Origin of the sequence: Flavobacterium proteolyticum, from assembly GCF_015223105.1 — a bacterium.
Classification (GTDB): Bacteria; Bacteroidota; Bacteroidia; order Flavobacteriales; family Flavobacteriaceae; genus Flavobacterium; species Flavobacterium proteolyticum.
The window spans coordinates 182,964-207,141 of sequence record NZ_JADFTZ010000004.1 but is presented as its reverse complement, the minus strand read 5'-3'; the positions used below and the strand labels follow the sequence as shown (position 1 = coordinate 207,141).

General features: G+C 33.4%; 23 protein-coding genes. 13 read left to right on the top strand and 10 right to left on the bottom strand.

Translation table 11 applies throughout. The annotated features are described in order from the left end of the window. Positions 1-7 precede the first annotated feature (7 nt). A complete protein-coding gene (locus IM755_RS09985; protein WP_026726302.1) occupies positions 8-961 on the bottom strand; it encodes a PhoH family protein in 954 nt (317 codons plus the stop codon). Positions 962-1,067: 106 nt separating this feature from the next. Between IM755_RS09985 and IM755_RS09980 the strand changes: the two genes are divergently transcribed. The 9 genes from IM755_RS09980 to IM755_RS09940 all read left to right on the top strand — a co-directional run bounded on the left by IM755_RS09980 (position 1,068) and on the right by IM755_RS09940 (position 12,183). After that, the gene (locus IM755_RS09980; protein WP_194096358.1) at positions 1,068-1,895 is read left to right on the top strand and encodes an SAM hydrolase/SAM-dependent halogenase family protein; all 828 of its coding nucleotides are present in this window, start codon (positions 1,068-1,070) and stop codon (positions 1,893-1,895) included. Between the two features lie 4 nt (positions 1,896-1,899). Next, entirely contained in the window at positions 1,900-2,196 is a 297-nt protein-coding gene (locus IM755_RS09975; protein ID WP_194096354.1) for a putative quinol monooxygenase, read from the top strand. A 43-nt stretch (positions 2,197-2,239) separates the two neighbouring features. Then, on the top strand, positions 2,240-2,965 hold the full coding sequence (gene gldF / locus IM755_RS09970) for a gliding motility-associated ABC transporter permease subunit GldF (protein WP_133610940.1): 726 nt from the start codon (positions 2,240-2,242) through the stop codon (positions 2,963-2,965). Then, positions 2,965-4,647 carry a gliding motility-associated ABC transporter substrate-binding protein GldG gene (gene gldG / locus IM755_RS09965; RefSeq protein ID WP_394368307.1) on the top strand — a complete coding sequence of 561 codons (1,683 nt, stop codon included), beginning with the start codon at positions 2,965-2,967 and terminating at the stop codon, positions 4,645-4,647. The genes gldF and gldG overlap by 1 nt, the downstream gene beginning before the upstream one ends. 87 nt (positions 4,648-4,734) lie before the next feature. Then, positions 4,735-5,853 carry a DNA polymerase III subunit beta gene (gene dnaN / locus IM755_RS09960; RefSeq protein ID WP_026726307.1) on the top strand — a complete coding sequence of 373 codons (1,119 nt, stop codon included), beginning with the start codon at positions 4,735-4,737 and terminating at the stop codon, positions 5,851-5,853. A 458-nt stretch (positions 5,854-6,311) separates the two neighbouring features. Next, positions 6,312-7,703 (top strand): tRNA uridine-5-carboxymethylaminomethyl(34) synthesis GTPase MnmE, encoded by a 1,392-nt coding sequence (gene mnmE / locus IM755_RS09955; RefSeq protein WP_026726308.1) that lies wholly within the window; start codon positions 6,312-6,314, stop codon positions 7,701-7,703. Between the two features lie 236 nt (positions 7,704-7,939). Beyond that, positions 7,940-9,184: a peptidase T gene (pepT, locus tag IM755_RS09950; RefSeq protein WP_194096350.1), complete on the top strand. Its 1,245-nt coding sequence runs from the start codon at positions 7,940-7,942 to the stop codon at positions 9,182-9,184. 104 nt (positions 9,185-9,288) lie between these two features. Next, complete coding sequence (locus tag IM755_RS09945; RefSeq protein ID WP_194096348.1) at positions 9,289-11,529, top strand: M20/M25/M40 family metallo-hydrolase; 2,241 nt, start codon at positions 9,289-9,291, stop codon at positions 11,527-11,529. Positions 11,530-11,604: 75 nt separating this feature from the next. Then, positions 11,605-12,183, top strand: coding sequence for a YdeI/OmpD-associated family protein (locus IM755_RS09940; RefSeq protein ID WP_228063931.1), 579 nt, complete (start codon positions 11,605-11,607; stop codon positions 12,181-12,183). Positions 12,184-12,234: 51 nt separating this feature from the next. Here the strand turns inward: IM755_RS09940 and yajC are convergent, their stop codons facing one another. The 4 genes from yajC to IM755_RS09920 form a co-directional block, all read right to left on the bottom strand. After that, a complete protein-coding gene (gene yajC / locus IM755_RS09935; protein ID WP_111565757.1) occupies positions 12,235-12,504 on the bottom strand; it encodes a preprotein translocase subunit YajC in 270 nt (89 codons plus the stop codon). A gap of 10 nt (positions 12,505-12,514) precedes the next feature. Further along, a complete protein-coding gene (locus IM755_RS09930; RefSeq protein ID WP_194096346.1) occupies positions 12,515-12,982 on the bottom strand; it encodes a DUF1573 domain-containing protein in 468 nt (155 codons plus the stop codon). A gap of 11 nt (positions 12,983-12,993) precedes the next feature. Then, positions 12,994-13,935 (bottom strand): transcription antitermination factor NusB, encoded by a 942-nt coding sequence (gene nusB, locus IM755_RS09925; RefSeq protein WP_228063930.1) that lies wholly within the window; start codon positions 13,933-13,935, stop codon positions 12,994-12,996. An 83-nt stretch (positions 13,936-14,018) separates the two neighbouring features. After that, positions 14,019-15,122 carry a Glu/Leu/Phe/Val dehydrogenase dimerization domain-containing protein gene (locus tag IM755_RS09920; protein ID WP_026726434.1) on the bottom strand — a complete coding sequence of 368 codons (1,104 nt, stop codon included), beginning with the start codon at positions 15,120-15,122 and terminating at the stop codon, positions 14,019-14,021. Positions 15,123-15,315: 193 nt separating this feature from the next. On the opposite strand from IM755_RS09920, the gene IM755_RS09915 reads away from it, so the two are divergent. Both IM755_RS09915 and IM755_RS09910 read left to right on the top strand, forming a co-directional pair. Continuing rightward, positions 15,316-17,082, top strand: a complete 1,767-nt coding sequence (locus IM755_RS09915; RefSeq protein ID WP_194096344.1) for an ABC transporter ATP-binding protein — start codon at positions 15,316-15,318, stop codon at positions 17,080-17,082. A 69-nt stretch (positions 17,083-17,151) separates the two neighbouring features. Then, positions 17,152-17,526 (top strand): PUR family DNA/RNA-binding protein, encoded by a 375-nt coding sequence (locus tag IM755_RS09910; RefSeq protein ID WP_026726432.1) that lies wholly within the window; start codon positions 17,152-17,154, stop codon positions 17,524-17,526. Between the two features lie 54 nt (positions 17,527-17,580). Here the strand turns inward: IM755_RS09910 and IM755_RS09905 are convergent, their stop codons facing one another. The 4 genes from IM755_RS09905 to trxA all read right to left on the bottom strand — a co-directional run bounded on the left by IM755_RS09905 (position 17,581) and on the right by trxA (position 18,948). Next, complete coding sequence (locus IM755_RS09905) at positions 17,581-17,913, bottom strand: tRNA-binding protein (protein ID WP_194096341.1); 333 nt, start codon at positions 17,911-17,913, stop codon at positions 17,581-17,583. A 67-nt stretch (positions 17,914-17,980) separates the two neighbouring features. Next, positions 17,981-18,193 (bottom strand): YgaP family membrane protein, encoded by a 213-nt coding sequence (locus IM755_RS09900; RefSeq protein WP_194096339.1) that lies wholly within the window; start codon positions 18,191-18,193, stop codon positions 17,981-17,983. A 17-nt stretch (positions 18,194-18,210) separates the two neighbouring features. Beyond that, entirely contained in the window at positions 18,211-18,600 is a 390-nt protein-coding gene (locus IM755_RS09895) for a rhodanese-like domain-containing protein (RefSeq protein WP_194096337.1), read from the bottom strand. 45 nt (positions 18,601-18,645) lie between these two features. Further along, positions 18,646-18,948, bottom strand: a complete 303-nt coding sequence (trxA, locus tag IM755_RS09890; protein WP_194096335.1) for a thioredoxin — start codon at positions 18,946-18,948, stop codon at positions 18,646-18,648. 142 nt (positions 18,949-19,090) lie between these two features. On the opposite strand from trxA, the gene hemN reads away from it, so the two are divergent. Beyond that, entirely contained in the window at positions 19,091-20,455 is a 1,365-nt protein-coding gene (hemN, locus tag IM755_RS09885; RefSeq protein ID WP_194096332.1) for an oxygen-independent coproporphyrinogen III oxidase, read from the top strand. Positions 20,456-20,690: 235 nt separating this feature from the next. On the opposite strand, the gene IM755_RS09880 is transcribed toward hemN, so the two are convergent. Beyond that, positions 20,691-22,517 carry a BamA/TamA family outer membrane protein gene (locus IM755_RS09880; RefSeq protein ID WP_194096330.1) on the bottom strand — a complete coding sequence of 609 codons (1,827 nt, stop codon included), beginning with the start codon at positions 22,515-22,517 and terminating at the stop codon, positions 20,691-20,693. 151 nt (positions 22,518-22,668) lie between these two features. On the opposite strand from IM755_RS09880, the gene IM755_RS09875 reads away from it, so the two are divergent. Further along, complete coding sequence (locus IM755_RS09875; RefSeq protein ID WP_194096328.1) at positions 22,669-24,015, top strand: DEAD/DEAH box helicase; 1,347 nt, start codon at positions 22,669-22,671, stop codon at positions 24,013-24,015. Positions 24,016-24,178: the final 163 nt, after the last annotated feature.

Sequence of the window (24,178 nt, the reverse complement as noted above, 5' to 3'; positions counted from 1 at the left end):
GGAATATCTAATCATTATTCTCAATACTCTTATATGCATCAATAATTTTCTTCACTAATCTGTGACGTACGATGTCTTTATCATCTAAGTAAATGATTCCGATGCCTTCTACATCTTTCAATACTAAAAGCGCTTCTTTCAATCCTGAAATGGTTCTTCTCGGTAAATCCACCTGACCTGGGTCGCCCGTGATGATGAATTTGGCGTTTTTTCCCATACGGGTTAAGAACATTTTCATTTGGGAATGTGTCGTATTTTGAGCTTCATCTAAAATTACAAAAGCATTATCTAACGTTCGTCCACGCATAAAAGCTAAAGGTGCTATTTGAATGATTCCTTTTAACAAATAGTCTTCTAAAGTTTGTGGTGGCAACATATCGCGCAACGCATCATACAACGGTTGCATGTACGGATCTAACTTTTCCTTCATATCACCCGGTAGAAAGCCTAAGTTCTCCCCTGCTTCCACAGCTGGTCGCGTTAAAATGATTCGCTTGACTTGTTTTTCCTTCAACGCTTTTACGGCTAATGCTACACCTGTATACGTTTTTCCAGTTCCTGCAGGTCCAACAGCGAAAACCATATCGTTTTTATGCACATAATCAACCAATTTTTGTTGATTAGGCGTCATGGCTTTGATTAACTTTCCTCCTATTCCATGCACAAGAATTTTATCTCTGTCGTGCATGTGTTCGGCATCATGTTGATGACTCGTTTCTAAAACCCTCAAAATAACATTATCATCAATACTGTTGTAACGCGTAAAATGATGCATCAATCTTCTGAAGCGATTTTCAAACTCATCCAAAATTTCAGGCTCACCATACGCTTTAAGAGTAGTTCCTCGTGCTACGATTTTAAGTTTTGGATAATACTTCTTAATGGTTTCAAGATGAGCATCTTGCGCACCCCAAAATTCTTTTGGAGCAATGTCGACTAATTCAATGATTCTTTCGTTCAAAGGCTTTCTTTTTTTAATTATTTTTGAAACGCTAAAATTATAGTAGCTTTGCAATCAAATTTAGTAAAAACTACTGTTGGATTTCAAATAAGTTATAAACAAAAAAATGTCAATAATTACTTTAACTACCGACTTTGGACACAAAGACTACTTCGTAGGTGCTTTGAAAGGAAAAATTCTGTCGGAACATAAAGAAGCGGTTATTGTAGACATTTCACACGAGATTGACTTATTCAACACATTAGAAGCGAGTTACTGTATTGAAGCCGCTTATCACAATTTTCCAAAAGGTACGATTCATATTATTGGCGTAGATAGTGAACGTGTGGGCGATACCCAACATATTGCGATGCAATGGGACGATCATTATTTTATTTGTGCCGATAACGGAATTTTAAATACCTTAATTCAGAAGAAAATTCCACAGAAAATCGTAGCCATTACCATCCACGACCGATTGAATACAGATGTTAGCGATATGGATGTTTTCGTAGCAGTGGCGTGTCATATTGCACGAGGTGGTTTATTGAATGTGATTGGTAAAGAAATTCCATCGCTGAAACCTGTGAGTGTTTTAACCTCATCGATTACTGATGATTTATCGGAAATAAAAGGACAAATCGTTTATATTGATTCGTTTGGAAATTGCGTTACTAATATTTCGCAAAAGCAATTTAACGATACGATTAGAGGTCGAAAGTTCGAAATCGTTATTAAAAACAAAAAGTTCAGTCGTTTGCACAAAAGTTATTCAGATTTTCCTGTTTCTGATGTGAAACAATTGAAAGATTTAGAAGGTGATTTCTTAGCGTTATTCAACGAAAACGGCTATTTAGAAATTGCGATATATAAAAGTAACCCAAAAACGGTAGGCTCGGCAGCGACCTTATTAGGGTTGCATTTTAGAGATACGGTATCCATTAAATTCAAATAAAAATATGTTCATAAGAATTGTAAAAATGCGTTTTCACGAAGATAAAATCGAAGCTTTTTTAAATAATTTTGAAGAAGTGAAACACCACATACGAAACTTCGAAGGAAACCGTTTCTTAGAATTGTATCAAGACAAAAACGACAAACGTATTTTCTTTACTTATAGTTATTGGGAAAACGAAGAAGCGTTAGAAAATTACAGAAAGTCAGCTTTGTTTGATGGCGTTTGGACATACACAAAAACTCTATTCAGCGATAAACCTGAGGCTTGGAGTGTGGATAGATTGGTAACATTAGAATAAAACAGTTAAACAAATAAACGTTTCAACAGTTAAACAATAAAAAATGAAAGCATTATTATTACGAGAAATAAAATCCTTTTTTGGTTCGCCGATTGGATATTTAGTCATCGGGATTTTTCTTTTACTCAATGGATTATTTCTTTGGGTTTTTGAAGGCGAATTCAATATATTAAACTCAGGTTTTGCCGATATGAGTCCGTTTTTCAAATTGGCACCATGGATTTTAATTTTCTTAATTCCTGCCGTAACCATGCGCAGTTTTTCGGATGAGAAAAAACAAGGAACGATTGAGTTGTTGTTTACCAAACCGCTTTCAAATTGGGACATCGTAAACGGAAAATTCTTAGGTGCTTTGGTTTTAATCATTTTAGCGATTGTTCCAACAATTATTTATGTGTTGACGATTTCGCATTTTGGAAATCCGCAAGGCAATATTGATATGGGAAGTACACTTGGTTCGTATTTCGGATTGTTATTCTTAATTGCAGCTTACACGGCGATTGGAATTTTTGCCTCTACTTTATCAGATAATCAAATTGTGGCATTTATAATTGCCGTTTTTTGTTGTTTCTTTTTCTATTTCGGATTTGATGGCATTGCTTCTTTCCTTGGAAATTATAGTTCGATGTTTGCTGCTTTAGGAATGGATTATCACTTTAAAAGTATGAGTCGCGGTGTGTTAGATACACGTGATATTGTGTATTTTGTTAGTGTGACGTTTTTATTTTTATCGGCAACGGTTTATCAACTTAAATCTTTGAAATGGTAATGAAAGAAAACAAATCAAAAGCTTTAAAGCAATTAGGAATTGTATTTTTAGCAATTATCGTTATCAATTTAATTAGTAACTTCTTTTTCAAACGTTTCGACTTAACGCAAGACAAACGCTATACTTTATCAGAAACGACATTAAACATCATAAAAGATGTGGAAAGTCCGTTATACATTGAAGTGTATTTGGAAGGGAATTTTCCGCCAGAATTCAAACGTTTACAAAACGAAACCAAACAACTTTTAGAAGAATTCACAGCTTATAATTCAAACATCATTTTCAACTTTAAAAATCCGATTGAAAAAGAGGAAACACGAGTAGAAAAAATGAAAGAATTCTATGCGAAAGGCATGCAACCGCTAAGCATCACCGTGGAAGACAAAGGAAAACAATCGCAAGAAGTAGTTTTCCCTTGGGCACAAGCAACATATGGCGATAGATTCACGAAAGTGGCGTTATTGAAAAATCTAATGGGTGCTTCAACCGAAGAAAAAGTAATTAGTTCGGTACAGCACTTGGAATTTGGTTTTGCAGAAGCCATCAATAAAATTTCGAAAGAAAAACAAAAGAAAATTGCGGTAATCAAAGGAAATGGCGAGTTAATCGAACCGTTTATGGCTGATTTCTTGAAAACTGTAAAAGAAAGTTATTACATCGGACCTTTTACATTGGATTCGGTAGCAAAACAACCTACTCAGACTTTAGAAGCACTTAAAAAATATGATTTGGCCGTAATTGCAAAACCCACGGAAGCGTTCACAGAAGAAGAAAAACAAGTGTTAGACCAGTTCATCATGAATGGTGGAAAAACCTTGTGGTTAGTAGATGCCGTTTCAGCCGACATGGACAGTTTGTACAACGAAACCGGTACGATTTTAGCCGCACAACGCGAGTTGAACTTAACCGATATGTTCTTCAAATATGGAATCCGTATCAATCCGTTGTTGGTAAAAGATGAATATGCTACGCCAATCAAACTAGCCTCAGGAAATCAAGGAAGCGAAACCCAAATGCAAGAATACACTTGGAAATTTGCGCCTTTCGTTTATCCAACTTCTACCAATCCAATCGTGAAAAACATGGAAGGAATTAAGTTTGAATTTGCTTCTCCAATCGAAATCCTAAAAAACGACATCAAGAAAACCGTTTTATTGAGTTCGTCAGAATATTCGAAAACCGTTGGAACACCAAGTCCGATTTCGTTAGACATGGTTACAGAAGAAACTACTCCAGAAGAATATGAAGGAAAAGGCTTGCTTCCAGTAGCGGTTTTAATGGAAGGAAAATTCAAATCGATGTATCAAAATCGTGTGTTACCTTTCAAAGACAATTCATTCCAAGCGACTGGAAAAGACAATAAAATGATTGTAATTTCGGATGGTGATGTGGTTAAAAACCAGTTAGACAAAGGCATGCCATTAGAATTAGGTTTCGATAAGTGGACGAATCAATTATATGGCAACAAAGAGTTCTTAATGAACTGCGTAAATTACCTTTTAGACGACAACGGACTTATTAACATCCGAAGTAAAGATGTCGATTTACCGCTTTTAAACAAGGAAGAAGTCTATAAAAATTACACTATGGCACAAATGGTAACTGTCGGATTACCAATAGTTATTTTAGCTATCTTTGGGTTTTTATTTACTTTCTTACGCAAAAGAAAATACAGCCGCTAGTTGTTGATAATTTGTTTTTGCGTTTGAGTAGAATTAGAATATATTTGTGAAATATAAAATCAAATCACGATTTTAAAATACAAGATGATGAAGTTTATAGTATCGAGTTCGTATTTATTAAAACAATTACAAGTTTTAGGAAGTGTTATCAACAGCAGTAACACCTTACCTATCCTTGATAATTTCCTTTTTGAATTAGACAACAACCAATTAAAAGTTTCAGCTTCTGATTTAGAAACAACGATGACGGCTACGTTAGAAATTGATTCTACAAGTCAAGGAAGCGTTGCTATTCCAGCGAAACTTTTATTAGATATCTTAAAAACCTTCCCAGAGCAACCGTTAACATTTACTGTTGAAGACAATTCGACGGTAGAAATTAGCTCAAACTCGGGTAAATATGCAATTGCTTACGCACCAGGAGAAGAATTCCCTAAGGCAGTAGTTTTAGATGATCCTTCAAAAACATTAGTTCCTGCGGAAGTATTAGCAACTGCAGTAAGTAAAACCATCTTCGCTGCTGGAAACGATGATTTACGCCCTGTAATGAGTGGTGTATTTTTCCAATTTTCACCAGAAGGATTAATCTTCGTTGCTACAGACGCACACAAATTAGTAAAATACGCTCGTACCGATGTAAAAGCATCTCAAGTAGCTGATTTTATTATGCCGAAAAAACCTTTAAACATTTTAAAAGGAATTTTAGGTGCATCTGATGCAGAAGTAGCTATCGAATACAACGATTCAAATGCTACTTTTTCTTTCGAGAATTACGTTTTGACTTGTCGTTTAATCGATGGAAAATATCCAAACTACGAAGCGGTTATTCCAAAAGAAAATCCAAACAAATTATTAATCAACAGAGTTCAGTTTTTAAATTCGGTTCGTCGTGTGGCTATCTTTGCTAACAAAACTACGCACCAAATCCGTTTAAAAATCGCAGGAACCGAATTGAATATATCAGCAGAAGATATCGATTACTCTAACAAAGCAGACGAGCGTTTGACTTGTGATTACCAAGGAGACGATATGCAAATCGGGTTCAATTCTCGTTTCTTAACTGAAATGTTGAATAATTTATCAAGTGATGAAATCCAATTAGAAATGTCGATGCCAAACCGTGCGGGTATTTTAACTCCAGTAGACGGCTTAGACGAAGGCGAAACAGTTACGATGCTTGTAATGCCAGTAATGTTGAGCAACTAATTCAAAATATTTGATTTTACAGTTTAACTGAGAATCTTATTACCAACCTTAACTAACTTAAAAACCACTTGGCTTTGCTTTGTGGTTTTTTAATTTTAATTTCATTGGCTCGCGGATAAAACGGATATACAAGCGCGGGTTTTTCTTTTAAACACATAGACACAATAGAATTGCTTTGTGTTGATTTTAGACGTTTCACTTTACATAGTTCACAATAGAATATACGCTTAGTTTGTCATGCTGGTAAGCATCTCTTGAACTAGTGATATATTTTAAGAACGCGGATGAAGCAAATTTGACTGATGTTCGCGAATTGTTATTTAAACGTAAAGAAAAACTTGGTGTAACTCTGTGTTAAACTTCGTGAGACTTTGTGTAACAACTCCAAACAAAAAAACTTCTAACTTCTAACTTCTAACTTCTGACTTTAATTTATCTTTGTAAACTAAATTTAGAACATGATTCCACAAGAAACTATAGTTGCTTTGGCTACACCATCAGGAGCGGGTGCGATTGCTATTATTCGATTATCAGGTAAAGAAGCTATATCAATAGCAGCTGACGTATTTCAATCGGTTTCAGGGAAAGATATTACGAAACAGAAAACTCATACGATTCATTTGGGACATATTGTGGATAATGGAAAAGTGTATGACCAAGTGTTGCTTTCTATTTTCAAAGGTCCGAATTCGTACACTGGGGAAAACGTGATTGAAATTTCATGTCATGGCTCTACTTTTATCCAACAACAAATTATCCAATTATTACTTCGTAAAGGCGCAAAAATGGCTCAGGCAGGTGAATTTACCTTACGCGCTTTTTTAAACGGGAAATTAGACTTATCGCAAGCAGAAGCCGTGGCTGACTTAATTGCTTCGGATAATGAAGCGTCACACCAAATTGCCATGCAACAAATGCGCGGTGGTTTCAGTAACGAGATTGCCAAACTACGTGAAGAATTATTGAATTTCGCCTCTTTAATCGAATTGGAATTAGACTTTGCCGAAGAAGATGTCGAATTTGCCGATAGAACCCAATTTCATGAATTATTAGAGCGAATTGAATTCGTTTTAAAACGTCTAATTGATTCGTTTGCTGTTGGTAACGTAATTAAAAATGGTATTCCAGTAGCCATTGTGGGCGAACCTAATGTAGGAAAATCGACTTTATTGAATGCTTTATTAAACGAAGAACGTGCTATTGTTTCTGACATTGCGGGAACAACACGTGATACAATTGAAGACGAATTGGTTATTAATGGTATTGGTTTTAGATTTATTGATACAGCAGGAATTCGTGAAACAAAAGATGTGGTGGAAAGTATTGGGATTCAAAAGACGTTTGAAAAGATTGAGCAAGCTCAGGTAGTTTTGTTTCTTGTTGACAGTACAGAACTAACAATGGAGAGTTTGGAAGGTTTGAAAGTAGAAGTAGAAAAAATTAAAAACAAATATCCACAAAAAGCATTACTTACGATATTTAATAAAAAAGATAAACTAGATGAGAGTTTACTCCGAAATCTAGAATCTCAAATTGAAAATTCAATTTTTATTTCTGCCAAACAAAAAGTAGGTATTGACGAATTAAAAAATGAATTAATGTCATTTGTAAATACTGGCGCTTTACGCAATAACGAAACCATTGTAACCAATACGCGTCATTACGATTCTTTATTAAAAGCTTTAGAAGAAGTCCAAAAAGTAAAATGGGGATTAGATTCAGGGCTTTCTTCAGACTTGATGGCGATTGATATTCGAAGTGCATTGTATTTCTTTGGTGAGATTACAGGGGAGGTTACTAATGATGAACTCTTGGGAAACATTTTTGCGAATTTCTGTATCGGTAAATAGAAAAAAAATAATACAATATACGTATACAATTAAACACAACCATATTCAATTAGTGTTCCAAGTTTCCGAAAATACTTTTAGTAGAAATGAAAACATTGAATTCAAATACACTGCAATCTTAGAATTCATAAAAATGTTTCTAACAAAATCAATAAAAGGTTTATCGAATCAAAATTGAATCGGAATTAACTCACCTATTCAACCTATTCCTTATATTTGCCTAAATTTTAATTATCATGCAACACATTATCGACCGCTTCATAAGCTACGTTACAATAGATACTGAATCAGATCCAAATTCTGACACTACACCAAGTACTAAAAAACAACTTGACCTAGCCAATCTTTTAGTAAAAGAACTAAAAGCAATGGGAATGACAGATGTAACTATCGATAAAAATGGTTACGTTATGGCAACTTTAGAAAGCAATGTTAAACATGAAGTTCATACTATCGGATTTGTATCTCATTATGATACTACTCCTGATTTTACAGGAGCCAACGTAAAACCGCAAATTGTAAAAAATTACGATGGTGGTGATATCGTTTTAAATAAAAAACAAAACATCGTTTTATCACCAAGTTATTTTAAAGACTTGTTACAATACAAAGGACAAACTTTAATTACAACGGACGGAACTACACTCTTAGGAGCTGATGACAAAGCCGGTATTACCGAAATTATGTCAGCAATGGAATACCTAATTCAACATCCAGAAATCAAACATGGAAAAATTCGTGTTGGTTTTACACCTGATGAAGAAATTGGTCGTGGCGCTCATAAATTTGATGTAGAAAAATTCGGTTGCGAATGGGCATATACGATGGATGGAAGTCAAATTGGCGAATTAGAATATGAAAATTTTAATGCCGCTGGAGCTAAAATCATTTTCAAAGGAAAAAGTGTTCACCCAGGCTATGCAAAAGGAAAAATGATTAACTCGATGTTGTTAGCCAATCAATTCATTTCTAAGTTACCAAAAAACGAAATTCCAGAAAAAACAAAAGGATATGAAGGATTCTTCCACGTGGTAGGAATTTCAGGAAGTATTGAAGAAACAGTGGTTGAATTAATCATTCGCGACCATAGTGCTAAAAAATTCAAAGAAAGAAAAGAGTTTATCCATGAATTAGCGAATAAATTTAATAAAAAGTGGAAAAAACAATTTGGCGAAGAAATTGTAATAGCGGAAGTTAAAGACCAATATTACAATATGAAAGAAAAGGTAAAACCTGTTTTCCACATTGTTGAAATTGCTGAAAAAGCCATGAAAGAACTAGGAATAAAACCTATTATAAAACCAATTCGTGGAGGAACCGATGGTTGCCAATTATCTTATAAAGGTTTACCTTGTCCAAATATTTTCGCTGGTGGTCATAACTTCCACGGAAAATACGAATATGTACCTGTTGAAAGCATGGTAAAAGCTACAGAAGTAATTGTAAAAATTGCAGAAATTACAGCTGCAACTAAAAAATAAATCAATACTAGAATAGAAAACTATTATAAAGACAAGCTTTTTATAGCTTGTCTTTTTTTGTATATTCGTACATCATTTTTATTCATTACAAATAAAAACCAATTATGTTTCAAATTATAAATCTTAGAAAAAGCTTATCGATAGCTGTAATTACTTCACTTTCTATATTTTCTTTTGCTCAAGAAAAACATCTTAAAAACATCAAACAATTAACTTTCGGTGGCGATAATGCAGAAGCTTATTTTAGTCCTAATGGCGATAAATTAACACTTCAAGTTACCAATAAAGCTTTTGGCGTGTCTTGTGACCAAATCTTCATGCTAGATTTAAAAGCACAAGAATTCAATGAAAAAAGCTTACAATTGGTTTCAACAGGAAAAGGAAGAACCACCTGTTCGTATTACATGCCCGATGGAAAACATATCTTATACGCTTCAACACATGCTGCAGACCACGCATGTCCGGCACCACCGAAACCTATTGACGGAAAATATCTTTGGGCAATTTATCCAGAATTTGATATTTACATTGCCGATTTAAATGGAAACATTACTAAACAATTAACTAATTCTCCTGGTTATGATGCTGAAGCAGTAGTTTCTCCTGATGGTAAAAAAATTGCCTTCACGAGTATTAGAAGTGGCGATTTAGAATTGTACACCATGGATATTGACGGAAGCAATTTAAAACAAATTACAACTGGTTTAGGTTATGATGGCGGATGTTTCTTCTCACACGATAGTAAAAAATTAGTATTCCGTTCGTCACGTCCTAAGACGGCTGAAGCGATAAAAGAATACAAAGATTTGTTGGCGCAAAACTTAGTTGCTCCATCTGAAATGGAAATCTACACATGCAACATCGATGGTTCTGATTTAAAACAAATTACGAATCTTGGAAAAGCGAATTGGGCGCCTTACTTCCACCCTTCTGACAAGAAAATTATCTTTTCTTCGAATCATCATTCTACTCGTGGATATGATTTTCAATTGTTCATGATTGATATTAATGGCGAAAATTTACAGCAAATCACCTATCAAAGTGAATTCAATGCGTTTCCAATGTTTTCTCCTGATGGAAAAAAATTGGTTTTCTCGAGTAACAGAATGCAAAGCAAACCAAGAGAAACTAACGTTTTCATTGCCGATTGGGTTGAAGGAGATGCCGCTGAAATTGCACAACCAAAATCGCTAAAAAAACACATTACCTATTTAGCATCCGATGAATTACAAGGTCGCTTAACCGGTTCGGAAGGCGAGAAAAAAGCAGCAGATTATATTGCAAAAGAATTCAAAGCATTAGGATTAAAACCTTATGCGAACAATAGTTATTTCCAAAAGTTCAATTACAAAGTAAAATTAAATCCACATGCTACGGATGGTTCGGGTGATAAAGCAAATCATGGAACCAATGTCATTGCCTTCTTAGACAACAAAGCGTCTAAAACCATCATTATTGGAGCACATTACGACCATTTAGGTTTAAACGAACACAATCATTCTACAAAACCCAATTCTCATGGAGAAATTCATAACGGAGCCGATGATAATTCATCTGGTGTAGCGGGAGTGTTGGAATTAGCTCGTATGTTATCAAAAAATAAAACTAAAGAGAATGCGAATTACATTTTTGCTTTATTTTCAGGTGAAGAAGATGGTTTAATTGGTTCAAAACATATGGCAGAAACTTTAAAATCATTACATCCAAATGTTATCGCAATGATTAATATGGACATGATTGGCCGCTTAAATGCTGATAAAGGTTTAACAGTCGGTGGTATTGGAACTTCTCCAGAATTTACTAAAATCGTTAATAAAAATAAACCAGCAGGTTTCAATGTTACATTAGATCCAGCAGGACAAGGACCATCTGATCATACTTCTTTTTATTTAAAAGATATCCCAGTATTGTTTTTCTTTACAGGAACTCATAATGATTATCACAAACCAAGTGATGATGAAGATAAAATCAATTACTATGGTGTGAGAAATATAACAGATTATGTATTCCGTGTATGCTCAGAAATTGAAAAGTTAGAGAAAGTTGAATTCACTAAAACGGCTATGAATTCAGAAAAAGTAGTTCCAAAATACAAAGTAACTTTAGGAATTATGCCAGATTACACCGACCATGGTGATGGTTTACACATTGATGGCGTTACCGATAATCGTCCAGCACATGCGGCAGGAATTTTAGCGGGTGACATTCTAGTGAAAATTGGAGATTGCGAAATCAAAGAAGTATACGGTTATATGGATTGTTTATCGAAATTAAGTGTTGGTGATGAAAAAGACGTAACCGTAATGCGAAACGGCAAACCAATTACAGTAAAAGTAAAATTCTAAAATCAAATTAAAGAGGACGATGTTCCTCTTTTTTTATGAAGATTCTTTACATTTGATAAATAAATCGTTATCACTTTGGAAAAAGATAATAAATGGAATAAAACCAATCAATGGGAAAACGAATTAGAGCAATTGCATGCTATCATTCGTAAAACGCCTTTAGTTGAAACAACAAAATGGGGCGGCCCTGTTTATACATACAACAATAAAAATGTGTTGGGAATTGGTGGTTTTAAATCCTATTTTGGAATTTGGTTCTATAATGGAGTGTTTTTGAAAGATGAAAAAAAACTGCTTATCAATGCGAATGAAGAAAACACAAAATCACTTCGCCAAATGCGATTTAATTCAGTAAATGAAATTGATGAAAAATTAATTTTAGCGTACATAAAAGAAGCCATTGAAATTGAAGAAAAAGGATTGGCAATTCCAAAAGAGAAAAAAGAAACCATTATCCCTGAATTACTGCAAAAAGAATTAGATAGAAATTTAGAACTATCTTCTAAATTCAATTCGTTTTCTCCATACAAACAAAGAGAATTCATCGAATACATTACTTCGGCTAAGCAAGAAAAGACGCAAATGACTCGTTTAGAAAAAGTCATTACAATGATATTAGAAGGTCGAGGTTTAAATGACAAATACAGAGCATAAAAAAGCCGAATTTCTAAATTGAAATTCGGCTTTTTACTATATTAAAAAATCTTATTTTGCTGCTAATTTAGCACTCATTTCCATTGAAATAGCAGATTTTTCCATTTTGATTTTACCTGCCATAGTTTCAACTACTACAGTATCTTCATTCATCTCTGCCACTTTACCGTGGATTCCAGCTTTAGTGATAATTCTATCACCCACTTTTAGTCCAGTTTCAAATGCTTTTTCTTTTTTGGCTCTTTGTTGTTGTGGTCTTATTAATAAAAAATAAAACACGGCAATCATTAATACAATTTGTATTGCTAAACTTGGATTCATACGTTGCTTATTAATTAGCTACTCCTGTAGCTGGTGTTACTTTTGCTTTAATTTTAAACGTTTCATGACCATTCTCAGTATTAGTCGTTAACGTTACTGTTTTTTCTTGTTCTCCTGGTTTGTTTTTAGAATCAAAAGAAACTTTTATAGGGGCTGATTCTCCTGGTTTAATTGGATCTTTTGGCGGTTTTGGAACAGTACATCCACAACTTCCTTTGGCATCAGCAATAATTAAATCAGATTCACCAACATTTTTCACAATAAATTCAGTTTCAACTTTATCTCCTTCTTTAATTGTACCAAAATCATGAATTTCTTTATCTAATTCAATTTTTGGTAATTTTCCAATTAATGCTTTTTCAGCTTCTATGGTTTGCATATCAGCATCTGTAATTTTATCTGCTGCACTTTCTTGTTTACATGCAGTAGTTAATACAACTAACGAAAGGGCTAAGAACCCAACTGATTTTCTTATCATACTATTAAAATTTATAATAAACCTCTACCTGATTTTTTTAATTTCCCGTTTTGAGTAAATTCTTTAACCAAGTTATCTAAAATTCCGTTTATAAAAATACTACTTTTTGGTGTAGAATACTCCTTTGCAATCTCTAAATATTCGTTAATTGTTACTTTCGTTGGAATAGATGGAAATTTCAACAACTCACAAATTGCCATTTTTAAGATAATCGTATCAATTTCAGCAATACGTTCAACATCCCAATTTGGCGTTTTATCAATATATTCTTTAGATAATTCAACTTCATTTAAAACTGTCTTTCTAAACAAATTCTTTACAAACTCTTTATCGTCAGAATCTTTATATACTTTAGGAATAACCAAAGCCTCATGTTCCGATTTTAATTGTTTGATTTGCTTCACAATTAAAGTATTAATTCCAGGCAAATCATCTACCCAAGTTAATTTATAATCTTCTAAATAATCGTATAAACGATCACTTGGAGCAATTACTTCGGTATATAAATCGGCAATGAAATTTTTATCATCTTCAAAACTACCGACAGGTTTCTGCATGTAATTTTGATATAATTCGCTTTCTTTAATTGTTTCTATTAAAGACAAAATAATATCATCATTCAATTTCCAGTTGTTGATGTTATTATCATCTAAAGCAGTTTCCAATGCTTCCGATTCTGATAATAAAACCAAAACTTTATTATTGATAAATTTTAAATTGGGATTGCGCTCTTCTTTAGTAGCTAAATGTTTTTTAGAAGCCAAATCGATGTATTCCTCTTCTTTCTTTTTGATTTCGATAAGTGCCGAAAGCAATAAAAGATACAAGTTTTGGGTATTTTCGATACTTTGAAAAAGGAATTTTTCTTCTTTATCCAAATTATCAGATTGGTGTTGGTGCATTGCATAAATACTTTGCATCACTTTTACTCGGATATGTCTTCTGTTTAACATACTAATTAAGAACTTTATAAAATTAAGAGAGCGAAAAAGTTGCCTCTTTCGCTCTGCAAAAATACAATTTTATTTAAAACGAATTACTTCTTTAATTCATTTTTTGCATCATCAATACGTTTTTGCGCCATTGAGAAAGCCGCTTGATGCGTAGTGATGTTGTTATCATCTGCAAATTTGAAAATCTCTAATGCTGTGTTGTAGATGTTTTCTGTTTTTTCCATAACCTGAGCATTCGTCCATTTAACTAATTCAGAATACACGTTGATAACACCACCTGCATTGATTAAGAAATCAGGTGCATATAAAATACCTTTTTCTTTTAAGATTTTTCCGTGAACTGCTTCGTTAGCTAATTGGTTGTTAGCCGCACCAGCAATAATAGAAGCTTTAATGTTGTTGATAGTAGCATCATTAATAGTAGCTCCTAAAGCACATGGTGCGTAAATATCTACATCAGCACTGTATAAATCAGCACCTGTAAAGATTTTAGCTCCGTACTTCGCTCCTACTTGATGTACTCTATCTTCGTTGATATCTGTAATCGTAACGATTGCACCACTTTCAGTTAAGTGTTGTACTAAAACTTCGCCAACGTGACCAATTCCTTGTACTAAAACACTTTTACCTTCTAAATTATCAGAACCAAATTTGTATTTAGCTGCTGCTTTCATTCCCATGAAAACACCGTAAGCTGTAACAGGAGAAGGATTTCCAGAACCACCTCTTTCAACAGAAATACCCGCAACGTGTTTTGTTACTTCATTTACTGTATCCATGTCTTTGGTTTCCATTCCTACGTCTTCAGCAGTGATATATTTTCCAGATAATGAATCTACAAATTGTCCAAAACGACGCATTAATTCAGGTGTTTTTTGAGTTTTAGCGTCACCAATGATAACCGCTTTTCCTCCACCTAAATTTAATCCCGAAATTGAGTTTTTGAAAGTCATTCCACGAGACAAACGCAAAACGTCGTTTAACGCTTCCCATTCGTTAGTATAATTCCACATTCTAGTTCCTCCTAATGCAGGTCCTAAAACTGTGTTATGAATTCCAATAATTGCTTTTAATCCTGTATCTTTGTCGTGACAAAATACAACTTGTTCATGACCATCAAAAGATACCTGACCAAAAACTGGATCTACTTTATGAAGCTCATTTGCTTTTAATAATTCTGCTGTCATGCGATTTGAGTTGAGTTGAAAATTATTCAATATTTAATTACAATATTACGAATAATTTTAAAATGATTCATAAAATTATATTTATTTTAATAATTTAGCAATGAAAAGCTAAAAAACCCGATAATCGTTCATTATCAATTGATTATCTTTTTAATGAATTTGATACAGAAATGTTATCGCACTAAAGAATACTATGAAAGAATTACAATATTTAAACAAATACTTTGTCAAATATAAATATCGTTTCCTGCTTGGAATATTTATTACAATTGTAGCGCAAATCTTCTCTTTATTCACTCCAGAGTTGATTGGAAACTCCATAAAAGTAATTGAAGACTACGTAAAAAACCCTGATGGTGACCTACTTAGGTTTCAGAAAACATTATTTCACAACATTTTACTGATTTTAGGAACTACAATTATCGCCGGATTTTTCACATTCTTAATGCGTCAAACCTTAATTGTAATGTCGCGTCATGTAGAATTTGATTTGAAGAACGAAATTTTCAATCACTATCAAACGTTAACCCAAAGTTTCTACAAACGCAATCGCACTGGAGATTTGATGAATCGCATTAGCGAAGATGTTGGAAAAGTAAGAATGTATGTAGGTCCAGCCGTAATGTATTCCTTAAACACTTTAATGCGTTTTACGATTGTAGTGATTTATATGTACAATATTTCTCCAAAACTAACTTTGTACTCCTTATTACCATTACCACTTTTATCATACAGTATTTTCAAAATTAGTTCGATGATTCATAAAAGAAGTGGCGAATTCCAAAAGAACTTATCAACGCTTTCTTCTTTTACACAAGAAATTTTCTCTGGAATTCGAGTAATTAAAGCTTATGCTATCGAAGGCAAAAAGCAAGAAGATTTCACTAAATTAAGTGATGAAAGTAAAGTAAAAGCCATGGATTTAGCCAAAGTAAACTCCCTTTTTGGTCCGTTGATGATTCTGCTTATTGGATTGAGTAACTTGGTAGTAGTTTATGTTGGTGGTTCTATGTACATCAATAACGATCCTGAAATTGCAAGTATTGGAGTTATTGCCCAATTCATTTTATACATCAATATGTTGACATGGCCGGTAGCATCTTTAGGTTGGGTTTCTTCATTAGTTCAAGAAGCAGAAGCTTCGCAAAAACGTATCAATGAATTCCTAAAAGAAGAACCAGAAATTAAAAATACAGTAAGCAGTCATACTCCAATTGAAGGCGCAATTAAATTTGATAAGGTTTCTTTCGAATACGAAGACACCAAAATCAAAGCTTTAGACGAAATTTCATTTGAAGTTAAAAAAGGAAAAACCTTAGCTATTTTAGGAAAAACAGGTTCAGGAAAATCGACTCTTTTAACTTTAATAAGTCGTTTGTATGATACGTCTTCAGGAACGGTTTCTATTGACAATAAAGACATCAAAGACTTAAATTTATTTGATTTACGTAATCAAATCAGTGTGGTGCCACAAGATGCTTTCTTGTTTTCGGATAGTATTAAAAATAACATCAAATTCGGTAATGAAAATGCTACTGACGAAGAAGTAATGGAAGCCGCTAAAAAAGCAGTCGTTCATGATAATATTATGAATTTTAATCAACAATATGAAACGGTTTTGGGCGAACGAGGTATTACATTATCGGGTGGACAAAAGCAACGTGTTTCTATTGCAAGAGCATTAATTAAGAACGCTCCTGTACTTCTTTTAGACGATTGCTTAAGCGCTGTTGATACTGAAACCGAAGAAACCATTTTGAACAATTTATTAGACTATTGCAAAGACAAAACGACTATAATTGTGAGTCACCGAGTTTCTTCTGCCAAAAATGCGGATTGGATTATCATATTAGACGAAGGAAAAATCAAAGAGCAAGGTACTCATTCCCAACTATTAGACCTTAATGGGTACTACAAAGAGTTATACTTAAAACAACTTTCGGAAAAAGAAATTGACTAAAATTTTGTTTTATCCGATTTTTTTTAGATTTTTGAGACGCTATAACACTAATTAATTGACAGTAGGATTATGAGAGAAAATGACATGTTAGAAAAAGAAGATATTTTTTCTAAAGTATTGCGTGCAGGAAGAAGAACGTATTTCTTTGATGTAAGAGCTACAAAAGCAGATGATTACTACATTACCATTACTGAAAGTAAAAAGTTTACAGAAGAAGATGGTTCATTTCACTTTAAAAAACACAAAATTTATTTGTACAAAGAAGATTTCGCTGCTTTCAGAGAAATTTTAGATGAAATGACTGATTTTGTTCTAGACCAAAAAGGAGAAGAAGTAATCTCAGAAAGACATCAAAAAGATTTTAAAAGAGAAATTTATGCTGAAGGAAACGACGAAGTAAAATCAGCGGAAAGTTTTACTAATATTGATTTTGACGATATTTAATCGTAAGATTACAAAATACAAATCCCAAACTCTTAATTGAATTTGGGATTTTTTTTATCCAATACGCAACCCATTTTCAACTGGAATATCAGAAGTCAGCAAAACAATATCATTCTCCTCACCTACCGAACCCAACACCAAACATTCGCTCATAAAATCCGCAATTTGTTTTTTAGGAAAATTGACCACGGCAATAATTTGTTTCCCAATTAAATCTTCTTTTGTATAACGTTTGGTTATTTGTGCCGAAGATTTTTTAATTCCTAATTCAACACCAAAATCAATTGTTAATTGATACGCAGGTTTATTTGCTTTTGGAAAATCTTGTACATCCAAGATAGTTCCAACGCGCATTTCAACTTTTTCAAAATCGTTCCAAGTTATCATAGGGTATAAAATAAAAAAGTACAATTTACCGAAGTAAATCATACTTATACTATAATTTGATAAATTTTTATTTTTTCGGTTTTACTTTACAAGTATTAATTCCTAATAAAGTGTAAAGCGGGCAAAACTGTACTGAAGCTGTAACTACCATAACGGCACCTACACCTAATGCTACCCATTTCATAGTTCCTTCTAACATTCCTGAAAGTCCTAAAATTAGCGCAATAACACCAATCATGACGCGTAAAAAACGGTCACCTGTACCTACATTTTTTTTCATAATTTAAAGTATTAAGTTTATTTAACTGTTGGTTTATTCTCGTTTGTCCAATTGGTGATTCCTCCCTCTAAATCCGAAATATTTTTGAATCCCAATTCTTTTAATCTCGTTGCCGCTTTAGAACTTCTTCCTCCAAGTTTACAATATACCATCACAGGTTTTTCTTTATCTAAACTCGCAACTTTAGCATCAAAATCATCTGCTGTTACATCAATATTTATAGCATTTTCTAAATGCCCCTCATTAAACTCTTCTGGCGTTCTAACATCAACCAATTGTACATCAGACTGAGTCATTTTTTTTTCATATTTGGCTACATCTAACACTTGAACACCATCTGCTTGATTCTTCAAACAAGAAGTCAATCCAAAAAATAGAATGACCAAACTCAATACTTTTAATTTCATTATTTTTATGTTTTAGTTTGTTTTCGTTTATAAATATACAAAAAATCAATTTAAATGATTACTAATTATAGCTGATAAATCTCTAGCACTCAAAACTCCTGATTGGCGCCATAACATTTTTCCTGTTTTAAATAACATTAAGGTTGGCACTCCTCTTACCATAAAATGACTTGCCAAATCTTGGTGTTGGTCAACATTCACTTTAATAATTTTTACAGCATCTTTTAAATCTAACTTCACTTCTTGCAATATAGGCGACATCATTTTACAAGGGCCACACCAATCGGCATAGAAATCTACTAAAACCAAATCATTACCGTTTATTATATCATTAAATTTCGCATTCATAATCTATTATTTTTCTACTTCAAAGATACGATTTGAAAAAGCTTTCTTCTGTAATATTTGTTACACAAATCAAATATGACAATTATCATTTTTTATTTTTCAGAAGCGCTTTAAGTTTGTACAGTGCTAAAAATCTATTGCTATGTCAGTCTCAATTGTCCAAAAATATAATGTTCCAGGACCTCGCTATACCAGTTACCCTACAGTTCCTTACTGGGAGGAAGAAAAATTCCACTTAGATGATTGGAAACGAACGCTGTTACAATCTTTCAAAGAATCCAATGCTACAGAAGGTATTAGTCTATACATTCACCTTCCTTTTTGCGAAAGTTTGTGTACGTTTTGTGGTTGCAACAAAAGAATTACCAAACGCCATGAAGTGGAAGACCCTTACATAGCAGCCGTTATCAAAGAATGGAAATTATATTGCGATTTATTCCCAAGAAAACCGATTATTAAAGAAATTCACTTAGGTGGCGGTACCCCAACGTTCTTCTCACCAGAAAATCTTGAATATTTAATAAAAGGTATATTTCAATATGCAACAAAAGCAGAAGAACATGAGTTTAGTTTTGAAGGACATCCCAACAATACTACAAAACAACACCTACAAAAATTATACGATTTAGGCTTTAGACGCGTAAGTTTTGGTGTGCAAGATTATTCGCCAAAAGTACAAGAAGCCATTCATAGAATTCAACCTTTTCATAATGTGGCTAAAGTTACTTTTTGGGCAAAAGAAATTGGATATACGTCAATTGGTCACGATTTGATTTTCGGATTACCTTTTCAAACATTAGCCGATGTTAAAGATACAATTGATAAAACCAAATCGTTACAACCTGACAGATTAGCATTTTATAGTTACGCGCACGTGCCATGGATTAAAGGCAACGGACAACGTGGATTTAAAGACGAGGATTTACCAAAAGACGACGAAAAACGAATGTTGTATGAAGAAGGTAAAAAACAATTGGCACAAAACGGCTACCACGAAATTGGAATGGACCACTTTGCCTTAGAAAATGACAGCATGTTTACTTCATTTAAAGAAGGAAAACTACATCGTAATTTCATGGGCTATACCGCTTCAAAAACCCAATTAATGATTGGTTTAGGCGTTTCTTCTATTAGCGATAGCTGGTACAGTTTTGCTCAAAACGAAAAAACTATCGAAGATTATTACACGCATTTAGCCGATAATCAATTACCCATTTTCAGAGGTCACGTTTTAACACCAGAAGATTTAATTATCAGAAGACATATTCTGAATTTAATGTGTCAATTTACCACTTCTTGGAAAGACAAAGCTCTAGATTTTCCTGAGTTACCTTCGGTATTAGCCAGCTTAGAAGAAATGCAAGAGGATGGATTTTTAACGATTCAAGACGATACCATAACCGTAACCGAAAAAGGAAAACCATTCGTTAGAAATATCTGTATGGCATTCGATTTAAGATTAATCCGAAAAGCCCCAGAAACCAAGCTATTTTCAATGACGATTTAAGTTCAACTTGAGACTTAAAACAAAAATTAAAACATATAAGTCATATAAGGAAAAATAAGTAAATCGTTAAATTGAATCAAGTTCATAAAAGAGATACTTAGCTGCACAACAAAACTACACTACTATTGTGAGTTATGTTAAGTGAAACACCTAAAATCAACACAATCAAAAACTATTGTATCTATGTGATTCAAAAAATCTGTGTAGCTCTGTGTAAAAACCTGAAACTAAAAAACTATTCATATCGAATATACCCTGGTTTCGACAATTGAAAATCATATAATGATAAATTCGTATTTTCAAAGGAATTAAACTTATTGATTCCATCACCTTCAAAAGGAATGGTTGGATAATAAGAGAAGGATATTTGGAAACTATTAAACACTAAAAAGTCATTATTAATTAAAGCGCCAATACTAAATTTTGAATATACTTTACTCGAAAACAAAGCTTTATCGTTTGCCAAAGAACCAAGCGTCGTGTTGAAATACGGACTAAATCGGAAACCATACCAACTACCAGGTATATACGATTGTGTTTGAAAAGAAACAGTCCATTTTTGTGTACCGTTAAAACGATTATTAAATCCTGGTAAGCCATCTGCTTCCAATAAATTTAAACGATCCTTAAACGATTCATCTCGATTGTTCCCCCAAACATATGTTGGCTTCACAAATTGCCTAAAATGCCATTTCCCCCAAGAAAGTAATGGACTAAAATAATTTAAGCCCATCTTAAAAGTAGTTTGTTCCGTTAATCCGGCATCGTAAAAACTGCCCCATTCAGCAAAACCGCTGGCATAACCAAAAGAACATTTCTTTCCATAAGAAACACTCAAACCTGTATACATTCGAGAATTACTGTTTTTTTCTTGATGCCCTATGATTAATGCTATATTTTCTCCGTATGGAATATCCTCCGTAATATTATAATTGAAAACGAATGTATCTTGATAGAACTTTTGCCTTGAAACCCCAATCATTCCAACCCAATTCTTCTCATTTGAAAAATAATTTGAAGGATCTAAAGTGGCATCAGGTAACCTCCCATAATCTTTTTGATTGTAAGTTAAAGCTAAAACTAGATTAGTAAAATAGCGCTCAGGATTAGATTTTGAATTGATTTTAAAAGCCCTACCATACCAGTATTCCTGAAAATCATAAGATACTTTTTGTAACGAAATCGTATCTAAAACGGGAAACTGCTCTGTTCGTAATCGATTTTCAAAATAAAAACCTCCAGCATTTTTTGTGATTACAGAATAAAATGGTCGATTGATGTTAACACTTCGTTTACTATCATTATTGAATTCATTCGCATAATCCAAATCAAAACGAAAATAGGTATTCTTAATATTATTGATGGAATATTGCGCATAAACCGCACGCTCTTTGGTGTCAAAACGATTTCTAACATTACCACTTATCAAATGCCCAAAACCTAAAATATTGCGTTCGGTTAACTTGACACTACTTTCAGAAGAAGATAAACTTCCCGTAGGAATTAAAGTCCACGAATCCAAAACCCTAATTTTAATATCAATTGAATCTTTGTTTTTAGGAATATCAACAGGTACAATCTTAACTTCTCGAATATAACGTTGACTTCTTATCAAACGTTCTGATTCTAACAATAACTTAGCATCTAATTTATCATACTTTTTAAAAAGCATGATATTTCGAATCGTAATTTCCTTTGTTTTGATATGAACCGAATTACCAAAATTCTCTAATTTCCTTTTTGGAACTTTCTTTTCATTTGTAACCGAATATCCGAATGGATCTAAAGTTTCAATAGTAATATTTCTAATAATTTTCCCTTCTTGATGCTTTTTGACCGCTTTTTCAGCTTTTTTGGGTTTAAAAGGAACTAAATTCTCCGCTTTTAATGCAGACTCTTTAAAGATAAGTTTGTAAACAAATCTCGAAAACTTACTTTTCTTAGATAAATCATTAATATCCTGATAAATCGAAATACTATCTGCTTTTTTTTCAACAGTTTGTGCCTTCCCTTTCAAGGAAATAATACAAATACAAAAAAATAAAATCAGATTCAATTTCATAGCTAGGAATAAAAACTAAACTTCAACGAAATTATTGTTTAAAAATCGAAAGTAGTAATAAAATTAAGCAAATACAACTAGTTTTCACTCGCAACATGACACAAATACCATTCCAAAAAGTTTATGTACCTTTGCAGCAAATTTAATACCCATGAAAACTTTCTTAGAATTCGATTTACCAAAATCACTACAAAAAGCATTAGACGAACTAGGCTTTGTTCACGCTACACCTATTCAAGAAAAATCGCATGCTGTAATTCTATCAGGAAGAGACGTAATGGGAATTGCTCAAACTGGAACAGGTAAAACCTTCGCCTACTTATTACCTATCCTTAAACAATGGAAATTTCAAAATAACGAATCACCAAGAGTAGTTATTTTAGTTCCAACTCGTGAATTAGTTGTACAAGTTGCAGAAGAAGTTGAAAAACTGACCAAATACATGAGTGTGCGAACACTTGGTATTTATGGAGGTGTGAACATCAATACACAAAGAAAAGCACTAGCTGAAGGTGTCGATATTTTAGTTGGAACGCCAGGTCGTGTTATGGATTTAGCGCTTGACGGTGTTTTACGTTTTGATGCCTTACAAAAGTTAGTCATTGACGAATTTGACGAAATCTTAAACTTAGGGTTCCGTGCGCAATTGACTTCCATTTTAACCATGATGCGTGGCAAAAAACAAAACATCTTATTCTCGGCCACCATGACCGAAGAAGTAGATGAAATGTTAGATGAATACTTCGATTTTCCTGAAGAAGTTTCCTTGGCACCAAGCGGAACTCCATTAGAACAAATCGAACAAATTGTATATCAAGTCCCTAATTTCTTAACGAAATTAAATCTACTAAAACACTTAATTCGCGAAACTGAGGGAATGGATCGTGTGTTGATTTTCGTAAACAACAAACGTATCGTAGAATTGGTTTCAGAAACCTTAGAAAGCGAATTTCCAGAGCAATTTGGAGTCATTCACTCAAACAAATCACAAAATTATCGTTTGAATACGATGGCTGCATTTCAGGCGGGCGAATTAAAAGGTTTGGTTACTACCGATATCATGGCACGTGGTTTAGATATTTCTGATATCACGCACGTTATCAACTTACAATTCACTGAAGAACCAGAGAAATACATGCACCGTATCGGTAGAACCGGTCGTGCTGATAAAACAGGGGTTGCCATAAGTTTGATTTCGCCAAGCGAAGTAGAACCAAAAATTGAGGTAGAATTATTAATGAATACCGAAATTAAAGAATTTCCAATTCCAGAAGATTTAAAAATAGAAGAACGCTATTTAGACTTCGAAAAGGAAAAGAAAAAAATGAAGTTCTTGCTAAAACCCCCTAAAAAAGAAGGAGGCGATGCCTTCCATCAAAAGAAAGACAAAAACAAAAAAGTCAACCTAGGCGGTCCAGGAAAACGTACTCCAAGAAAAACAGAATCCAGAAACCGAGCAGTAGAAAGAAAACGCGCAGAGAAGAAAAAGAAGAGGTAGTCTTAAGAACTCAAAATTCCACTTCCGTCACTTCGAGTGATTTTAGATTATAAAAGCCAAAGATTTTATAATCTAAAATTGTATCGAGAACTACAGAAACGATATAACACCACCGTCACTTCGAGTAATTTTAAAAAGGAAAAATGCTAATTTTTACTTTTTA